An 18,202-nucleotide genomic window follows, 5' to 3' on the forward strand; every position below is an offset into this window, starting at 1 on the left:
AGCTGTCCGGGGCAAGAGTCCCGCTAAGGCTCAGCGTGACTGGATAAAGCGACATCCCTATGCTACTTTTTAGATCCAAACAGATATGGGGGACCTGTCATGACAAAATTACGCCTGGCGTTGATCGCAACGACCGCAACGCTGTTGCCGCTTGCCGCACATGCGCAAACATCCGGCTCCAGACCCGGCCTTTTTGATGTAAGCGCCAATCTCGGCTGGCAGCAGATGCAGTCTGCCGACCCATCCATTCGCCAGTGGGCGCATACAGCCAGTGCCGCGACTTATGGCACGAACTGCAATATCGCTTCTCAGAGTGTTGTTTTTAGCAACCGTGATTTTCAGGCCGCCTTCGATGCAATAGACGAACAGACCCTGCTGGCACAGCTGCGCTCTCAAGGTGGTGTCAATTATGCTGAGATCAGCCCGGTGCAAACCGGTGATCTGGACGGTATGGATGCTTTCAGACTCACAGCCCGGACAACCGGCGAATTCAATTTCACTGCAATCCAGTATCAGGCTATTTTCGGCAATACGCTGGTCGCGGTGACCTGCGGCTCAGACGAAAGTGGCACCGGTGTGATGCTGCCAACGCTGGAACGCTTTGTGGAAACCACGCGCTTTTCTTCCGGAATGACCTCGGCCAAGATTGAAAATGATCCACAGGCAGAGTTCCCGGCTCTCCTGAATGCCAGCGCCACCAGCCCAGGAGATTTTGCCGCGGATATGGCAATCGCTGTCTTTCGCAACGGAACAGAACAGGCACTCACCGCCGCTCAGGCGCAGGTTAGCGGTGACACCACTCAATCAGACGAGTAATCCGGCAACCAGATACATTGCAGCGGCGACAAGTGCTGCAGCGACAGCATAAGGCATCTGGGTACGGACATGCGAAAGATGGTCCGTGCCCGCTGCCACACTGGCGATCAGTGTTGTATCAGAGATCGGCGAGCAGTGATCCCCGAACACACCGCCCCCCAGAACCGCCGCCAATGCAAGCGATGGCGGAATACCAAGTGCCTGTGCCAGAGGCATCGCAATCGGTATAAGGATGCCATACGTACCCCAGCTTGTCCCGGTCATGAAACTGGTCAGACCCGCGGCCAGAAACAGGATTGCCGGCACAGCCATGGCCGGCAGCGTCCCGGCGGCAATCGCCGCAATATAATCCCCCGTGCCAAGCGCCCGCAGCGAAGCCCCAAGCGCGATAGACAACAGCAGCACCGTCACCAGCGGGACCATTTCACCAATCCCCTGAAACGCCTTGCGCTGTAACTCGCCAGCGCTGAAAACCCTGTCTTTCAGGAGCAACAGTCCGGCCACCAGTACAGCCAGGGCAATCGACCACAGGATTGACTGGGAACCTGACCCGTTGATCGGATTGCCGCCGCCCGTCCATGTCATGAAGGCCAGCGCCCCGCCAACCATCACAAGCAGCGGCAGCCACATATAGGAGGCTTTGGTTGGCGCTGGTCCTTGCTCTTCCGTATGCTGCTCAAGGCGGGCATCAGCGGTGCGCATGGGGCCAAAGACCTTGCCCGAAAATGCGGTCAGATACACCCCTGCCAGTGTCAGCAAGGCGTAGAAATTCCACGGAACAGACCCGGCCACAACGGCAACAGCATTGTCGAACTCATACTGCTCAATCAGCCCCAGCGCATAAGCGCCCCAGCCATTGATCAGCAAAATGACGCTGATCGGGGCACTGGTGGAGTCAATAATATACGCCAGTCGCTCACGGCTGAGGCCATGCGCGTCATACAGCGGCCGCCCCAGAACACCAGAACTCAGTAGACTGACATTCGTCTCGACAAAAATCGCAGACCCGGTGCCCGCCACCGCCAACTCCGCCCGGCGACGCGTGCGCGCAAACCCGCTATTGATCATGGCCTTTGCCGTGGCCGCCACGCCGCCACTGTCGCGCATGAAAGCGATCAGGGCACCAATCAGCAAACAGAAAAGGAGAATGCGCGTGTTGCCCGTCCCCTCAAAAACAGCCACCGTCCGATCAATCGCTTCGAGCGCACCAATTCCGGGGTTGAACCCGGCAATCAGCGTCTCCGACAGCACCAGCGCCACAATCAGTGCAGCATAGACATTGCGCCAGATGATGGCGATGGCAATCGCCACAACGGGCGGCAGAACAGTGAGCAGGTCCATGAAACGGCGTCCTGTTTTTACGTGAGGGGCGAGAGGCCAGTCAGCCTTTCGCCGGGGTTACCATGCAGAAAGCGTTCAGCTTGTTGCCATCGAGATCACGAAAATAACCGCAATAGAACCCGCTTTCACCGCGCAGGCCCGGCGCGCCCTCATCCTGGCCGCCAAGCGCCAGCGCCTTCGCATGTACCTTCTGGACCTGCTCAGGTGCCTGCAATGCCAGGGCGATCATGGTACCATTGCCAACACTTGCCGCCCTACCATCATTCGGCTTGCACACACCAAGCATGGGCTGGTCCATGGCATGGCCATAGCCAACAAATCCGTCGGTAGACCACATCTGCCCGATGCCGACCTCTCCCAGTATGGCATCGTAAAATTCGGTGGCTTTCGGCAGATCATTGCTGCCAAGCGTTGCATAGGCGATCATGTGTGCACTCCCGTGATGAAGTCATAACTTCAGCTTAAGGTCAGCCCGCCCGCCTCCGCCAGATAAAATTTCAGCAAATCGGTATCTCCGGCTTGACCTTCTTATCGAAAAACAATAAATATACATCAGGGCGTTGATGATCGAGAGAGGGACGAGATGACTCGAATCCAACGCAATGCCCAATCGGGTAACGGTACTACGCTTACAGTTCTGCTTGTTTTGTTCATTGCCCTGGTCGCCGCTGGCACCTGGGCCGCCTATACCTATGGCGATGGCCACATTGTCATGAATGGCCAGACCATTGATGAACTACAGCCATGGGAGGTCGTGCTCGGTGTCGTTATTGGCATACTGGGCGCCATCATTGGCATTCTGGCCGGTTTTGTCGGCATTATCATCGGGCTGCTGGCCGCAGCCTTCTCCATCGCTCTCGCTTTTGTCGGCGTTGCGGCAAGCCTGTTCGTCGTCGCTGGTGTGCTGGCTGGCCCCGTTCTGTTGCTGGCGCTGGTGATCTATTTGTTCACCCGCAATAACCGCCAGTCACAGCAGAGCGCGGATGGTGACGCCCCACTGATCGAGCGGGTGCCGGAGCCCGCCGAAGCCTGAACGCGGGCCAAAACTGCTACCATCAACAAAACACAGAAACCCGGCCTCGCACCGGGTTTCTCCTGTATTCATCAAGCGTCTTCACCAGGAAATTTTAACCAGTTAACACAATTTTCAGGCTGTTCGGGATAAGCACTGCACCAGCAAGGCGCTAACGGTGTGGCTGATTCGCAACAAGCCGGAGCAATGAGTCAAAGCCTCTAGCGTTCTTCTTGCAATAGTATAACAATTATGTGTGAAAGAAATTCCACAAATGCCAACGTGGCTAAGACCACGTAACAGCATATGTTTTAGTCAAACAGTAAACCGCACCGGGAGGGTCGCAATGCTTAAGAAATCAATTTTACTGGGTACTTCTGTACTGGTTGCCGCGTCATTTGCCGCATCAGCAGCAGCACAGCAGGACGAAATCATCGTGACCGCGACCAAGCGGGAACAAACCCTGCAGGACGTACCTGTATCCGTCAGCGTGACTGACGCCGAGACAGTCGAACAGGCTCGTATCCTTGACCTTCTCGACCTTCAGTCTGTTGTGCCCTCCCTGCGGGTATCGCAGCTGCAAAACTCAACTCAAACGACATTCATCATTCGTGGTTTTGGTAATGGCGCGAACAACGCCGGTATCGAACCATCTGTCGCCGTTTTTGTAGATGGTGTTTATCGCTCGCGGACTGTTTCTCAGATTTCTGACCTGCCAAACATCGAGCGCATCGAAGTACTGCGCGGCCCACAAAGCACACTGTTCGGCAAGAACGCGTCAGCTGGTGTGGTCAGCGTTGTAACATCAAAGCCAGAATTTGAGCGCAACGGTTACCTCGAGGCAACGATCGGCAACTACAACGCCCGACAATTCAAGGGCTATTTCACTGGTCCTATCAGCGACACAATGGCATTCAGCCTGGGCGGCACATATAACAAGCGTGATGGCACAGCCGAGAACATCGCAACCGGTAATGACGTAAACGACCGTGACCGTTACGGCGTTCGTGGCCAGCTTCTTGTAGAGCCAAACGATTGGTCTTCGTACCGCGCAGTCATCGACTATGACAAAATTGACGAAATCTGCTGTACAGTTGCCAACTTGGTCAATGGCCCTACAGGACTTGGTGTCTTTGGCGTTGGTGGTGCGCTGGTACCGGAAGATCCATTCTCCTACGACGTGGCATTGAATTTCGAGCCAACTAACGAAGGTGAAAACAAGGGTATTTCTCTTGAGAGCAAGTGGTCTGTCGACGCAGGTGAAATCACCTCTATCACAGCCCTGAGAAGTTCAGAGATCAACCGCGAAGGCGATGTCGATTTCACCAGCGCCGATATCATCGGCAGTAACGCTCAGTCACTTGAGATTGAAACATTCACTCAGGAATTGCGTTTTGCTGGCGAAGCTGGCCCAGTAAGCTACCTTGTTGGTGGTTATTATTTTGACGAAAGTCTCAAGCAGACAGACTCAATCATCAATGGCACTGAAACGCGCCCATTCTTTGACATTCTGCTTCAGGGTGCGACAACCCTGGCACCGGGCACACCTCCAGTACTCGACTTCACAACCATGGAAGTTTTGCTGGGCCTGACTCCAGGCACATTCTTTGCTCCCGGCAATGGCGTCAGAGAATTCGCAACGCAAGACGAAGAGTCATATTCTCTCTTTGCTCAGGCTGACTGGGAACTGACTGACAGACTGACAGCAACTCTCGGCATTTCCTACTTCAATGACGAGAAGGAAGTTTCACTCTCACAATCTGTCACCGAGCCAATTTATCTTGCCAATCTGCTAACAGACAATGGCGGCAGCCTGCCAACCAATCTGGCATTTGGACTGTTCCCGGTCTTTAGTGGTGGATTGCCTGCGACACCGGAAAACATTGCCAACAACCCGGTTGCGTTCGCGACGGCCCAAGGCACAGCAGCAGCAATTGTTGGTGGCGTTGCTGGTCCTAATGGCTTCCAGTTCATTACACCAACGGTTGGCCTGCCAAATGCGTTCGAGTCCAATACTTCAAACGATAGCAATACTGACTTTACCATCCGTCTTGCTTACGACCTGAACGATAACATCAATGTCTATGGTAGTTATGCGACAGGCTACAAGCCAACTTCATGGAACCTTTCCCGTGACTCACAGCCAACAGCGGCCGACCTTGCTACTTTGCGTGCCAATGGTGTGAATACATCAGACAATCTGGCCGGCGGAACGCGTTTCGCTGGTCCTGAAGAAGCTGAAGTATTTGAACTTGGCTTGAAGGCAACTTGGGACAAAGGGTCCGTAAACATTGCAGTCTTTGACCAGATCCTTGAGGGCTTCCAGTCAAATGCTTTCGTCGGTACAGCTTTCACTCTGACAAATGCGGAAGAGCAATCTGTTAAGGGTGCTGAAATTGACCTGACACTGTTCCCGACAGAGAACCTTGTGCTTGGTTTCTCCGGCACGTTCCTCGATCCGGTCTACGATACGTTCACGAACTCTGCCAGCGGTGACATCTCCGGCACACAACCTGGCGGTATTCATGAAACCAGCATCTCCACATCAGCGACGTGGAACTGGGAGCGTGGTGATTACACTGGCTTCGTACGCGGTGACTACCAGTACGAAAGTGATGTGGCCTACACTGACGAAGGCAGTGGCCTAGCACTTCTCGTTGCAGGTACTGAGTTCGATACGCGCAGCACGAACACCGTAAATGCCAGTGTCGGCATCTCACGCGGCAACATCGACGCAACATTCTTTGCCCGGAACCTGTTCCAGGACGAGTATATCACGACGATTTTCCCGACAACGGCACAAGCTGGCAGCGTCAATGGGTATCCAAACCAGCCACGCACATATGGCGTGACTGTACGCGCAAACTTCTAAGCGCCCCACGATTCAAGAAAACGAAACCGGTCAGAGCAATCTGGCCGGTTTTTTGTTGTCTTGAATCGGGAGCAACTTGCCCTATTCTGATCTCCTGTTCCGGGGCAGCGACAGGGTTTCCTTTCCTGCAATCGGGTTCATCCTGCATTTCACTTCAGGGAGGGTCGGCTGGATACGCCCCCGCATAAACGCAGCATTCTGATATTCATCTGCCTGGTACTTTTCTTCGATGCCATGGGAGTGGCATTGATCCTGCCGGTCATGCCGGATCTGATTGGCGAGCTTTCCAGCCTGCCCAACAGCCGTGCTGCCGAAATTGCCGGCTATCTCCTGTTCACGTTCGCCATCATGCAATTCCTGTTCGCGCCGATCCTCGGGGCGTTGAGCGACCGGTTTGGCCGTCGGCCCGTATTGCTGCTGGCATTGCTCGGCTTCAGCATCGACTATTTCATTATGGCAGCGGCGCCGACGCTTCTGTGGCTGTTTGTTGCACGGGCGATCTCAGGGATTTGCGGCGCGACCTTCCCTGCGGCCAATGCCGCAATCGTGGATATATCAGCCCCGGGAGAACGGGCACGGAATTTCGGCTTCACCGGCGGGGCAGTGGCCATCGGTTTTATCTTCGGTCCCGCCTTTGGCGGCTTTGTGGGTGAGTTCGGCCCGCGCCTGCCCTTCATCATCTCTGGCGTTCTGACCATGGCTGTCTGCCTCTATGGCTGGTTCAGATTTCCCGAAACCCTGCCACCGGAAAAAAGGCGCCGTTTTGACTGGCGCCGCGCCAACCCGTTTGGCACCCTTGTCTCTGTCAGTCGCTATCCCCTGATCCTGCCCCTGTTACTGGCGCTGTTCCTGATTCAGTTTGCCAACCAGTCCTATGTCAGTGTCTGGTCGTTCTTCACCATCGAGGTGGCTGGCTGGTCCCCGTTCATGATCGGCGTCTCGGCTGGCCTGTATGGTCTGTGTATGGCTATCGTGCAGGGCGGGCTGACAGGACCTGTGATCAAACGCACGGGCGAGAACCGGGCCATCATCTTCAGTATGCTGGCCGGGATGATCGCCTTTATTGGCCTCGGCATCGCCGAGACCCCGGCAGAGATTTTCATCTGGATCATCGGTGGCAGTCTGTCCGGTTTTGTCTTCCCGGCTTTTCAGGCGCTGATGACCACGCGCATCCCTGAAGACAGCCAGGGCGAATTGCAGGGCGCGCTTGCCAGTTCGTTCGGTCTGGCAACGATTATCGGCCCCCTGATGATGTCGCAGATATTCGGCAGTTTCACCCGTGGCGAGGGCGCCTATCTGCCGGGCGCACCGTTCCTGGCGGCAGCGGTGCTTGTGATGCTGGCACTACTGGTGTTCCTGCTGGCACGTCGCCGACTGAAAGACAGATAACCTGGCTGCTGCTCAGCCCTCATAACCCCAGGCATCAGGCGGCAAAACCACGGGGTTCTCGAGATCAAACTCGACCCGGAAAAACCTGTTCGGGCGCGACAGTTCATAGGCAAAAATATCCCCAAGCGACATTTCCATCGCCCAGACATTATCGACCGAGACATCCAACCCCTCTCGCTCGAACAGATCCTTCGAATACATATCCGCCGGAAATTCCTGCCGCTGCGCGGTGCCATCTGTCACGGTATCGCCGCCATATTGTGTAACGGCATCTTCGCTGCCATCCTCATGTCGGTGATCATGTTTCAGTCGCAAGCCATTGGAATTGCGCGTAATTATCCAGGTGCGTGAATGGTCATCCGCCACATGCAACGGGATGCGTATGACATTTTCCTCGCAATCCCGCACATGCATGACGACGCGCCGCACGTCCCAGTCACTGCCGATGTCCACCTCATCATCGCTGACCATCTGCCCTTCAAAGGCCTGACCACAGAGGGTGAACAGACTGTCAAAGAAGGCCGTTTGCCCGGTAGGCAACGTCCCCGTCCCGGCGTCACAGGCCTGAAGGCTGGCAGAGGCAAAAAGCATTGGCGCGAATATTTTTTTCATCCAGAAGGCTTAGCACGCGAAACCCTAAGCATGAAACGCAAAAAGGCCGGCACAAGGCCGACCTTTTCAGTCAGGCAGATGCCAGACAGCAGTCTATGCAGCCGCTTTATGGGCTTCCTTGAGATAACCAAGCATGGTGTCCACATCGGACACTTCAAACGGGTCACCGTCTGCATTGTCACAGAAATCAGGCTCGATGAACATTTTCTCCACGTCACCGTCATTGATGAACGCAGAATACCGCCATGAGCGCATCCCGAAGCCAAGATTGTCCTTGTCCACGAGCATACCCATCTTGCGGGTGAACTCGCCAGAGCCGTCGGGCAGCAGGCGCACTTTTTCAACGCCCATATGCTTGCCCCACTGGTACATCACAAAGGCATCGTTGACGCTGAGGCAGACAATTTCATCCACGCCTTGAGCTTTCAATTCGTCAAACTTCTCCTCATAGCCAGGCAGGTGTGTGGAAGAACATGTCGGCGTAAAGGCGCCCGGCAATGCAAACAGCACGACTTTCTTGCCCTTGAACAGCTCCTCGCTGGTCACATCCTGCCAGCGGAACGGGTTCGGCCCTTCAACGCTTTCATCGCGGACACGGGTTCTGAATGTCACATTTGGCACTTTATTGATCATCTTGTTCCTCTTGGGTTTTGAAACTTACATAACGGAGATAGGAACGCCGCGCCCGAAAGTGAAATTCAAAATCATGGTATTTTGTATCGATTTTTCCGATCAAACTACGCAGCTATATCCTGTTTAACAGATAGGGCTGCGCGACCGAATGTGAAGGTTGCGTCACAATCCCGCTGCACCGCCTGTCCGTATCAGACAAAAGCGTTGAAGGCTGAGGTCACCTCTGTTAGGTGACCGAAACGAAATGCCTGACAGTTGAAGGGGTCTGAAATGTCTAAAGTAATGGTTCTTGGTGGTGACGGTTTTTGTGGCTGGCCAACCAGTCTCTATCTATCGCGCCGTGGTCATGATGTATGCATCGTCGACAATCTGTCACGCCGCAAGATCGACATTGAACTGGAAGTTGATTCCCTCACCCCGATCCGCCCGATCCACCAGCGCCTGGACGTCTGGAAAGAACTGACAGGTAACGAGATCAGTTTTTACAACTTCACAGTTGGCGAAAATTATCACCGCCTGTTGACCCTCATCAAGGAATTCCAGCCAGACGCGATCATCCACTTCGCCGAGCAGCGCGCTGCGCCCTACTCCATGAAATCAGCGCAGCACAAGCGCTACACGGTCATGAACAATCTGGGTGCAACCAATGATGTGCTGGCGGCGATCGTTGAAGCGGGCATCGACACTCATGTCATCCACCTCGGCACCATGGGCGTCTATGGCTATGGCACAGCCGGCATGAAAATTCCGGAAGGCTATCTGAAGGTCAAAGTCGAGACCGATCAGGGCCTGGTCGATAACGAGATCCTTTACCCTGCCAATCCGGGGTCAATTTATCACATGACCAAGACCCAGGACCAGTTGCTGTTCCATTTCTACAACAAGAATGACGACATCCGCATCACTGATCTCCATCAGGGGATTGTCTGGGGCACCCAGACGGAAGAAACCGCGATGCATGATGATCTAATCAACCGCTTCGATTATGACGGCGATTACGGCACCGTGCTGAACCGCTTCCTGATGCAGGCAGCTGTGGAATATCCGCTCACGGTACACGGCACCGGCGGCCAGACACGCGCCTTCATTCATATTCAGGACACCTGTCGCTGTATTGAACTGGCCCTGGAGAACCCGCCCCAGAAAGGCGAGCGGGTGAACATCCTCAATCAGATGACGGAAACACACCGGGTGCGTGATCTCGCCAAGATGATTGCTGAAATGACGGGTGCAGAAATTTCCTATATCGACAATCCGCGTAAAGAGGCTGACGAAAACGATCTGCATGTGGCAAATGATCGCTTTCTGGGTCTCGGTCTTTCACCGATCACACTTGATGAAGGCCTGATGGAAGAGATCAAGACCATTGCCGGTGAATATGCCGGGCGCTGCGATAAGACCAAAATTCCGTGTGTCTCTCTCTGGAACCAGAAGTAACCTCCCGCGAGGACACGCATGGTCGTCCGCACATTATCGGAGATTGAACGCGAGGAAGCTGTCGTTCGCCTGAACCGCGACTACAGCCGCGCGTCAGCCTTTGATGTGCTGTCGCACAGTATCAAGACGGAATTCCCCGGCAAAGTGTGTGTCGTTTCTTCCTTCGGCACTGAGTCGGCGCTTCTGCTGCACATTGTCGCACAGGTTGATCCGAACGTGCCGGTGTTTTTCCTTGATACACGCAAACACTTTCCGGAAACGGATGAATATGTTGGAACGCTGACAGGGGCACTCGGCCTCAAGGATGTGCGGCGCATCTCACCAAACGAAGCGCACCTGATCGCGGATGACCCGGATGGCACCTTGCATGAGCGTGATACCGATCGCTGCTGCTATATTCGCAAAACCCTGCCCATGGTCCGGGTGCTGCAACCCTATACGGCCTGGATTTCCGGACGGAAGAGATTTCAGGGCGGCGAGCGTGCTGAACTGCAACTATTCGAAGCAGAAGACAAATGGATCAAGATAAACCCGCTGCACCGCACCAGTCAGGACGACATCAGGAAACATTTCGATGCCCTCAAACTGCCGCATCATCCATTGCGCTTTAACGGCTACCCCTCTATCGACTGCGCGCCCTGCACTTCTCCCGTCGATGAAACAGATACAGACCCGCGTGCCGGACGCTGGGCAGGACAGGACAAAAGCGAGTGCGGCATCCACATCATAGATGGCAAAGTCGTGCGCGGCACGCCGGACAGTGAATGAGAGTGTGATTGAGGACAGCTATTTCAGCCCGCCTGCTGTTTTTGCGGTTGCGTCCTGCCCTGTGCACTGTCAAATAAATATACTATCCAGTTCGTAATACTAAGAAGCTTAACGCCGGAGAGTGGCCGTGTCTTTATTCAACGCTGACACAAAACTGTTTTATTTTGACGACGCCGTTCAGAACAAGGTGTCCGGCTTGAACAGTGATGACCTGACTTTTCGCGCCTTTCGTGTCTCTGCCAATGACAATGGCATCCTGACGGCGACGGAAGCTGACGGACAGGTGCACACATTCAACGCTGCGGCTGCGGGGGCTGTCGTCTTCCTGTCTGCAGCGGGCAGTAACGAGCCACTGGCCGAACAGGCAGCGACCCTCTGGACAAGTGCCGGTCTCACACCCCCGCCTGTTGTGAATGCATCCAGCGGTCGGGGCGCAGAATTGACCCGCAGCATTCTCTCCACAGTCAATGCCCAGCTGGAGTCAGAACTTCAGGCAACCGCCACCGAGGCGATTTCTCTTGATCGCCAGATCGCGGTCCTGCGTGAGGAAGTCGAGAACCTGAAAATGCAGCTGGTCAAGAAAAGACTGGAAGAGCGCTTCACCGGGACACTGCCGATCCTCGCCTATGAGAACGATGCCAGCGGTTCAACCGTTGAATTGTCCAACACGCGCAGTGCAAAACAGATGCTGCCTTTTGCCGGCTCTTTGATAGTCGGCCTGGCCATACAACTGGCGCAGACACCTGATTTCAGCAATGGCTATCTACGGGCCTCACTGGTTGCCCGGGAAGATGGCAAGACTTTGTGCCAATGGCAGATCCGCGAGAAACCAGCCCATGACCTGATTGCCCTGTCTATCGAGGAGCCGATCGCGCACAAATACCGCTATATAGACCTAGTTCTGGAATGGATGGGTACGGATGTTTCTGCCGTGTCCCTGAAACTTGCCGAGTCAAAGGGTGATCCGGAAGGCTACCTGAAACTCTCTGACGACACGGACCTGTCAAAGCCGTTGATGTTGAAAGTCTGGACCGGCAACAGTTTCTCCCACGCAGAGATGTCTGACTGGGTATTCCAGCCAACGGCTATTGAAGAATTGGGGCGCGCTCTTCTGGCAAGGCCGATATCTGACAGTGTCCTCGCCAGCGCGAAAGTAACCATAGAGCGGGAATTCAACTTCCGCCTTTTCAACATTGATGATAGCGGCCTGATGCTGCACCCGACGCTACATGGCCCCTCCGTGGCAGATTTCGACCCGAAATGGACACGGCCCGTCAATGGCTTTTCCGCCGAGATCGTCAATCCCCACGAGGAAGCGCCAAAAGTCTCCTTTAATATGGTGATTTCGGAAGAAGAGCTGAGCGGCGAGGATGTTATCGCCGTCACAGAAGGTCAGGATATTGACGGCGCTGTTGCCGCAGGCTGGAAGAACATGATCGGCGGCACACGCGGCGCGATCGAGCTGCATCTGGACAAGCCGCAACAGATCAGTCGCTGCTATCTGCTGACCAAAGTTGATGGTGACAGCGTCTCCCATGCGCATGTCAGGTTCCGCAAACTTTCCCTGCTGATCTGATCATGCAACCGGCCGTACAGATAGAGCATGACCGGCCGGTGGGCATGGTCATCACCGCCTACAAGATGGGCACTGTGCTGACGGATACGATCAACTCACTCCTGCATCAGCAGGACATTGATCTGGCAGCACTGGTCCTGATTGTTGATGGTTGCCCAATGACCGAAACAACAGGCAGGATCTGCCAGCGTTATGCCCGGGCACTACCGGGGAAATTTCACTACATCTGGCTTGAAAATGGCGGCGTCTCCCGCGCCCGCAATGTTGGCGTAAAATGGATACTCGACAATTTCAGCGACGTGGAAGGTATTTTCCTGCTGGATGGGGATGATCTGGTTACTGAGCGTTGTGTTGCAACGTCCTTTGACACCCTGAAAGAAGGGCGGAAAAATACTGCCACCAACGGGTCTGCCGGTTGGGTTGTCATGGATCAGATACAGTTTGGACACGCCGCAAACTCCCTCTCCTACCCGACCCAATTTCGCGCCATGCGCTGGCTCGGCTCAAACCTGAGCCCCCCAAGCGGTCTGATCTCTCGCGAGATGTTTGAGGCAGGTGTTCTCTGGGATGAGTCCATGCGGCAAGGCATTGAGGACTGGGAATACTGGTACACCGCCATGGATCGTGGTTTCTACAGCGTAAAAAACCCGGATGCCTATCTGAAATACCGGCGCCTGACAGGCAACCGCTCCTCGCTCAATCGCAGCAAGGATGCGCTGACCAAGGATTATGTGCGCGGCAAACACGCCGACCTTCTGCACGTCCGGCATTTTCTTGCAGAAGAACAGGAAACATTTCCGCGCTGGGCTCTGTTTGAGGGAACGGCTTCAAGCTGGAAGCTGTTTTCCAACCCGGAATACGGGTTTGCAACTGTTCCTGCCACTGCCTTTGCTGAGGCTGTCACGAGCCGATATGCCAAGGACTATCATTCAGCCTACATCATTGACCCGTACTTCCCGGACCTTCTCGCGTTTATGGATGACAGTGTTGTCCGCCTGCTGTCAGAAACTGGCCTGCTAAAAAGCGTGCTGTATGAAGCAGAAGCTGCACTCCTGAAATCAGGGATTTGCGCGCTGAACATTCTCACAACAGATGAAACAGACGCGGCCGGGCATCCCCAGACCACGTTGCGTTTGACTGACATAAAAGCCTCGCCTGCCGATCATCATGCACAGGGTCTGTTTTTCTCCGTCGGGCACTTTCATGAGCGTGCAGAGAAGTCGACGGCACATTCTGCTCTCAGCAATGTCGCCAGAGCGTTTACCGAAGTACAGACACTGACAAAAATTACCGTGGAACTGCCCGCACAACATACGGCCCTGCACAACCTGAAAGCGGTCAACAGTCTGCAGGTCATGAGCCTGTTCGCTGACGCCTTCACGGCCCTGCGGGTGGAAAGCCCACCCAGCAAACTCATGCAGGACAATTACAATGTCTGTGGTCAGGACAAGGCCAAGCACCATACGCTTGGAGCGGAGCTTTTCGGCGTCTGGCCCGTTCTGCCCGCTGGCACGAGTGAAACCTCCAGAGATGTGGCACTCCTTCTGCCTGAACAGGTCGACGCTGCCTTGCAGGAAACGGTGACAGCTCTTTTCAACAGGCCGGAAGAGATCCGCTATCATCTGGTATCGATCGGTGACACCCTGTCAGGTCTGCCGGATGACCTTTTGGAGAAATCAGCTTCGCGCATCTTTTTGCGCATCAATGCGGACGCCTGGACCCCCGGGCATACCATGAATTATTATGGGTTGCCTTTATACGAACGAATTCCGCTGCACCTGCAGGAGCCGGTGATCGGGCGCCTTGCCGACATGAGCGCGACTGTCAACTTTGCCGGACCCATGCTTTCCGGTCCCTTGATGGCCCTGCGCAAGACGGGGTGCATGAATTTCCTTCTGTATCATCCTGATGCGGATATATCCGTCCTGTCTGATTTTTATCCGTCCAGCGCCGGCAAGGCAGCCTTGCGCGATCCATATGCAGTACAAGCTTACACTGGCGCCTATACTTCCATTGTCACGCTGGACCAGAAAGCGGCAGACAAACTGGAAGCAGCAGGCATTACACCGCTGATTATCGGCTATGGCTTTGACGGGATATTCACTGAAATCATGGCAGAAGACACGAATTAACCGCGCGTCTATTGCGGGATTTCATTTTCCTTGCCGACATAATCCAGAACATCTGCAATAGACCGGCTGAGCACTTCGCTACCAGCGCCCATAACCCGGGCCCAGTCTTCTTCTGCATGCGTCTGACAGACAATCTTGGTAAAGACCTTGAAGCAGTGACTGAGATCATCATGCAGGCCGGTTCTGACCTGCTCCCTGTCAGGCAGAAAACCAATCACACTGGTACCATAACGGCGCAACTGGTTGAGATCAGATGCCACAGCGCTGCACCCTACGGAAATAACGGTCCCAAACGGAACCAGCAGGCCAAGCACTGCTGAATTCTGGAACTGAAAATTCGACCAGCGATTATCTTCGCGCGTCCGCAACAGGAAGCAGCGGGCGAAATAACGTGTCAGATATTTCGGCAACCTGTCCCCCAGGACAAGTACGGAACATTCTACGCCATGCGCTTTATGGGCCTTACTGATTTCGGCAAGCTGCGCCTCCATCAGCGCCGAGCCAAGGTGCTTTTCCTCAATAATGGCCAGCACTTTATGCCGGCCATTCTCAAGCGCCAGCACCGGCTCTGCCGAAAAGAAGTGATCGGCAAGGTCTTTGCGCTGCACACCAAAAGGAGCCCATTTGCGCGCCTCATGCCGTGAATAAGGTGCCGTTTGCGCATAAAGCGTCCGGCACTTTTCCATGAAACCTTTGAAATCCCTGAAACAGTCACGCAACTCCCGGCTTTGCAGAAAAATCTTGGTGGCACGCTGCCTGCGTGTTTTACGGATCTTTTCAAGGTCAATCTTGCCTTTCACAATATCCGTAAAGAGATCAAAAGACAGCAGGTTTAATTCAGAATAATCTGCCTCGGTCGAGGTTGTCAGGTCGCTTTCAATATAGCCAAGAGTGCCTTCTTTTTCATGTTGCAGCACACGGCTGGTCACGAGCACATCTTTCCTGTCCCGCCGGGACATGGCCTGTAACCGCCACCATACCCAGTCCAGAACGCGCGCCTCGCGCAATTCATTGACATTCTGGTTATTGGTGAAAATGACATATTGCGGATAGGGCGCGGTTGGCAGCTTGTCCCGCTGCTTGATGAATTCCACCATGTCGTGCACAGAATATTCTCTGGAATGGTGCTCGAAAACCCGGTTTGCCGCGTCAAGGCCATTTGGCGTAATGAGCGCATAGCGTGGCATCTCCCGCGTCTCTTCAGCCAGGAAAAAGTCCGGCGTAAACAACTCAGGATGACTGAGACGAATTTCTGTTCGATTCCGGTCCGCCCGCTTGGAGGCCGCGGCTGACATACTGCTCGGGCGCAGGCGATACTGAAAACCAAGATGCGGCACAAACTGGCCCCGATATCCGTTTTTCAGAACATTCAGCCAGAACTGCCAGTCTTCGCCGCCAGAGCGCATCTGCTCACGGTAGCGCAGGCCCGCGCGGAATATATCTGCATTGATCAGCGAAGAAGATGTATTCGCACAGCCAGCCATGCTGAACAGCGCCGTATAATCATGCACCCTGTTGAGCACGCCATCTATGCCGAAATGGTCCGGGTCCTCGAAGACCCAGCCCGTGCGATAGTCACTGCCTTCATTGTCATTGGCAACAGCGGCGCGCAGGGCGATCAGAGAGCGCTCGAGAATTTTTGGATGCAGACGGTCATCACCATCCAGAAAGAAAACCGAGAACAGGTCCGGCCAGCGCTCCAGCGCCAGATTGACCCCCTCATTGCGCATCGCTGCCAGCCCGCGATTTTCTGGGCTGCGCCAGTAATAGACCTTGTCAGGATAACGCCGCACATATTTCAGGGCCGCGCGCCGTGTTGCCGGGTCCGGGCAGTTATCATCGACAAGGATGACCTTGAAATCTGCCTCGGTTTCCTGAGTCAGCGCCGCATTGACAGACTCGCACAGAAAAGGCCCCTGCCCGAAAATCGGCATGATAACAGCGACATCAGTCATCTTCTCGTCACCCTGGCTCCTGAAACCTTAATCTCTGGTAGCGCAGCAGACGATTGATGTCTCGCCTTTTTGTTGCCTGTGGAGACAAAGCAGACCGGACGCGACTTATGAGGTCAGCAAACCCGGTGCCTGCTCGCGCAACTGATATTTCAGCACTTTGCCAGTGGCATTGCGCGGCAGTACGCTCATCGTCACCATATGCGCGGGCTGTTTGTAGGTGGCAAGGCGGCCCTTGCAATGCACCAGCACCTCATGCAGCGTCAGGTTCTGGTCTTTTTTCAGAACCACGCAGGCGCATCCCGCTTCCCCCCATTTATCGTCCGCCAGGCCAATCACAGCCACTTCGGAAATCTGCGGTAGTTCGTAAAGTACGTTTTCCACTTCAGCCGGATAGACGTTTTCACCCCCGGAAATATACATGTCTTTCACCCGGTCTTCGATATAGAAAAATCCGTCTTCATCCTGCCGGGCAATGTCCCCGGTCCTGAACCATCCATCAACGAAACACTCGGCATTGGCTTCGGGTCTTTTCCAGTAACCGGGCGTCACGGCTTTGCCGCGTACCCATAATTCACCCGCCTCGCCGCGCGGCGCTTCAGTGCCATCCTCGCGGACAATCTTTGCTCCGCTATGCATACCGATACGACCGGCGGAACCCAGTTTTTCAACTGGATCATCCTTGCGAAACAGCGTCCCGGAGGCGCAATTTTCCGTCATGCCCCAGCCTTCCTGCACGATAATACCCTTACCGCGCCACCATTTCAGGAGCTCCACCGGCACCGCCTCTGCACCGGCAAAAGCGGCTTCGATGCGGGAAAAATCCGTAGTTTCCATTTTCGGGTGCTGCCGCAAACCGTTATAAATAGCAGGCACACCAAGAAAATGGGTCACGCCCAGATCCGGGTCATTGATCGTATCAAGTATGGCGCCAACATCAACAATCCGCATAATGACAGACGTGCCGCCGGCATAGGCAGCAGGCACGGCAAACACATTCAGTCCGCCAATATGGAACAACGGCATGAAAGACATATTCACGGATTCAGCGGTGAAACCGACACCGACCTGCACATTGATCGCCGTCCAGAGCATCATGCCATGGGTGATGATGACACCTTTCGGGCGTCCCGTCGTGCCGGAGGAATACATCAGCATACACTGGTCATCAGGCTCCAGTTCTTCCATCTCCATCACGGGCGTTGCCTGCGCCACAGCCTGTTCAAATTCCGTATCTCCACCAATACCGTCAAAGCGCATCCAGCTTTTGACTTTTGTCATGCCTTTCAGGGCCTCTGCTGTTTCTGCAAAGACATCATCCACGAGCATGAAGTCCGGCGTAGAGTCATTGATGATGAATTCCAGTTCACCAGGCGTCAGCCGGAAATTCAGCGCCAGGGACACAGCGCCGATGCGCCATGTCGCAAAGATCAGATCCATGATGTCTGTCGAATTAAGCGCCAGAAAACCAACCCTGTCGCCGCGCTTGATGCCGTGTGCCTTCAACATGCCTGCAATGCGGCCAACGCGCTCATGCATCTGGCCATAGGAATAACGCCGCCCGGTGGCGAGATCGACCTGCGCCAGTTTCTCCGGCTGGTTCAGGGCATGGTAGCGTATCCAGTCAACAACTTCATGCGTATAATCAGACATCTGATGTTT

At 54.7% G+C, this 18,202-nt stretch carries 14 protein-coding genes; 8 read left to right on the forward strand and 6 right to left on the reverse strand.

What is annotated here, in order from left to right; all coding sequences use genetic code 11:
• Positions 1 to 99: 99 nt before the first annotated feature.
• Entirely contained in the window at positions 100 to 816 is a 717-nt protein-coding gene (locus RAL90_RS10115) for a hypothetical protein (RefSeq protein ID WP_306250212.1), read from the forward strand.
• Here RAL90_RS10115 and RAL90_RS10120 read toward each other — a convergent pair.
• Together RAL90_RS10120 and RAL90_RS10125 are read right to left on the reverse strand one after the other, a co-directional pair.
• Positions 805 to 2,157 (reverse strand): Na+/H+ antiporter NhaC family protein, encoded by a 1,353-nt coding sequence (locus tag RAL90_RS10120; protein ID WP_306250214.1) that lies wholly within the window; start codon positions 2,155 to 2,157, stop codon positions 805 to 807. The genes RAL90_RS10115 and RAL90_RS10120 overlap by 12 nt on opposite strands.
• A 40-nt stretch (positions 2,158 to 2,197) precedes the next feature.
• A complete protein-coding gene (locus tag RAL90_RS10125) occupies positions 2,198 to 2,584 on the reverse strand; it encodes a VOC family protein (RefSeq protein ID WP_306250216.1) in 387 nt (128 codons plus the stop codon).
• 156 nt (positions 2,585 to 2,740) lie between these two features.
• Between RAL90_RS10125 and RAL90_RS10130 the strand changes: the two genes are divergently transcribed.
• From RAL90_RS10130 to RAL90_RS10140, 3 genes are all read left to right on the forward strand, one after another.
• Positions 2,741 to 3,190: a hypothetical protein gene (locus RAL90_RS10130; protein ID WP_306250218.1), complete on the forward strand. Its 450-nt coding sequence runs from the start codon at positions 2,741 to 2,743 to the stop codon at positions 3,188 to 3,190.
• A gap of 325 nt (positions 3,191 to 3,515) precedes the next feature.
• Entirely contained in the window at positions 3,516 to 6,041 is a 2,526-nt protein-coding gene (locus RAL90_RS10135; RefSeq protein WP_306250220.1) for a TonB-dependent receptor, read from the forward strand.
• 213 nt (positions 6,042 to 6,254) lie between these two features.
• Positions 6,255 to 7,430 carry a TCR/Tet family MFS transporter gene (locus tag RAL90_RS10140; protein ID WP_306254051.1) on the forward strand — a complete coding sequence of 392 codons (1,176 nt, stop codon included), beginning with the start codon at positions 6,255 to 6,257 and terminating at the stop codon, positions 7,428 to 7,430.
• A gap of 12 nt (positions 7,431 to 7,442) precedes the next feature.
• On the opposite strand, the gene RAL90_RS10145 is transcribed toward RAL90_RS10140, so the two are convergent.
• Complete coding sequence (locus tag RAL90_RS10145; RefSeq protein WP_306250222.1) at positions 7,443 to 8,042, reverse strand: hypothetical protein; 600 nt, start codon at positions 8,040 to 8,042, stop codon at positions 7,443 to 7,445.
• A gap of 93 nt (positions 8,043 to 8,135) precedes the next feature.
• On the reverse strand, positions 8,136 to 8,675 hold the full coding sequence (locus RAL90_RS10150; protein WP_306250224.1) for a peroxiredoxin: 540 nt from the start codon (positions 8,673 to 8,675) through the stop codon (positions 8,136 to 8,138).
• A gap of 270 nt (positions 8,676 to 8,945) precedes the next feature.
• Between RAL90_RS10150 and RAL90_RS10155 the strand changes: the two genes are divergently transcribed.
• The 4 genes from RAL90_RS10155 (at position 8,946) to RAL90_RS10170 (ending at position 14,588) form a co-directional block, all read left to right on the forward strand.
• Positions 8,946 to 10,112 (forward strand): NAD-dependent epimerase/dehydratase family protein, encoded by a 1,167-nt coding sequence (locus RAL90_RS10155; RefSeq protein ID WP_306250226.1) that lies wholly within the window; start codon positions 8,946 to 8,948, stop codon positions 10,110 to 10,112.
• A gap of 18 nt (positions 10,113 to 10,130) precedes the next feature.
• Positions 10,131 to 10,880 (forward strand): phosphoadenylyl-sulfate reductase, encoded by a 750-nt coding sequence (locus tag RAL90_RS10160; RefSeq protein WP_306250228.1) that lies wholly within the window; start codon positions 10,131 to 10,133, stop codon positions 10,878 to 10,880.
• A 127-nt stretch (positions 10,881 to 11,007) separates the two neighbouring features.
• On the forward strand, positions 11,008 to 12,456 hold the full coding sequence (locus RAL90_RS10165; protein WP_306250230.1) for a DUF6212 domain-containing protein: 1,449 nt from the start codon (positions 11,008 to 11,010) through the stop codon (positions 12,454 to 12,456).
• A 2-nt stretch (positions 12,457 to 12,458) separates the two neighbouring features.
• Positions 12,459 to 14,588 (forward strand): glycosyltransferase family A protein, encoded by a 2,130-nt coding sequence (locus tag RAL90_RS10170; RefSeq protein ID WP_306250232.1) that lies wholly within the window; start codon positions 12,459 to 12,461, stop codon positions 14,586 to 14,588.
• An 8-nt stretch (positions 14,589 to 14,596) separates the two neighbouring features.
• On the opposite strand, the gene RAL90_RS10175 is transcribed toward RAL90_RS10170, so the two are convergent.
• Both RAL90_RS10175 and RAL90_RS10180 read right to left on the reverse strand, forming a co-directional pair.
• Positions 14,597 to 16,543, reverse strand: a complete 1,947-nt coding sequence (locus RAL90_RS10175) for a glycosyltransferase family A protein (RefSeq protein WP_306250234.1) — start codon at positions 16,541 to 16,543, stop codon at positions 14,597 to 14,599.
• A 105-nt stretch (positions 16,544 to 16,648) separates the two neighbouring features.
• Positions 16,649 to 18,193, reverse strand: coding sequence for a long-chain fatty acid--CoA ligase (locus RAL90_RS10180; RefSeq protein WP_306250236.1), 1,545 nt, complete (start codon positions 18,191 to 18,193; stop codon positions 16,649 to 16,651).
• Positions 18,194 to 18,202: the final 9 nt, after the last annotated feature.

It is taken from the genome of Parvularcula sp. IMCC14364 (assembly GCF_030758415.1).
Classification (GTDB): domain Bacteria; phylum Pseudomonadota; class Alphaproteobacteria; order Caulobacterales; family Parvularculaceae; genus Aquisalinus.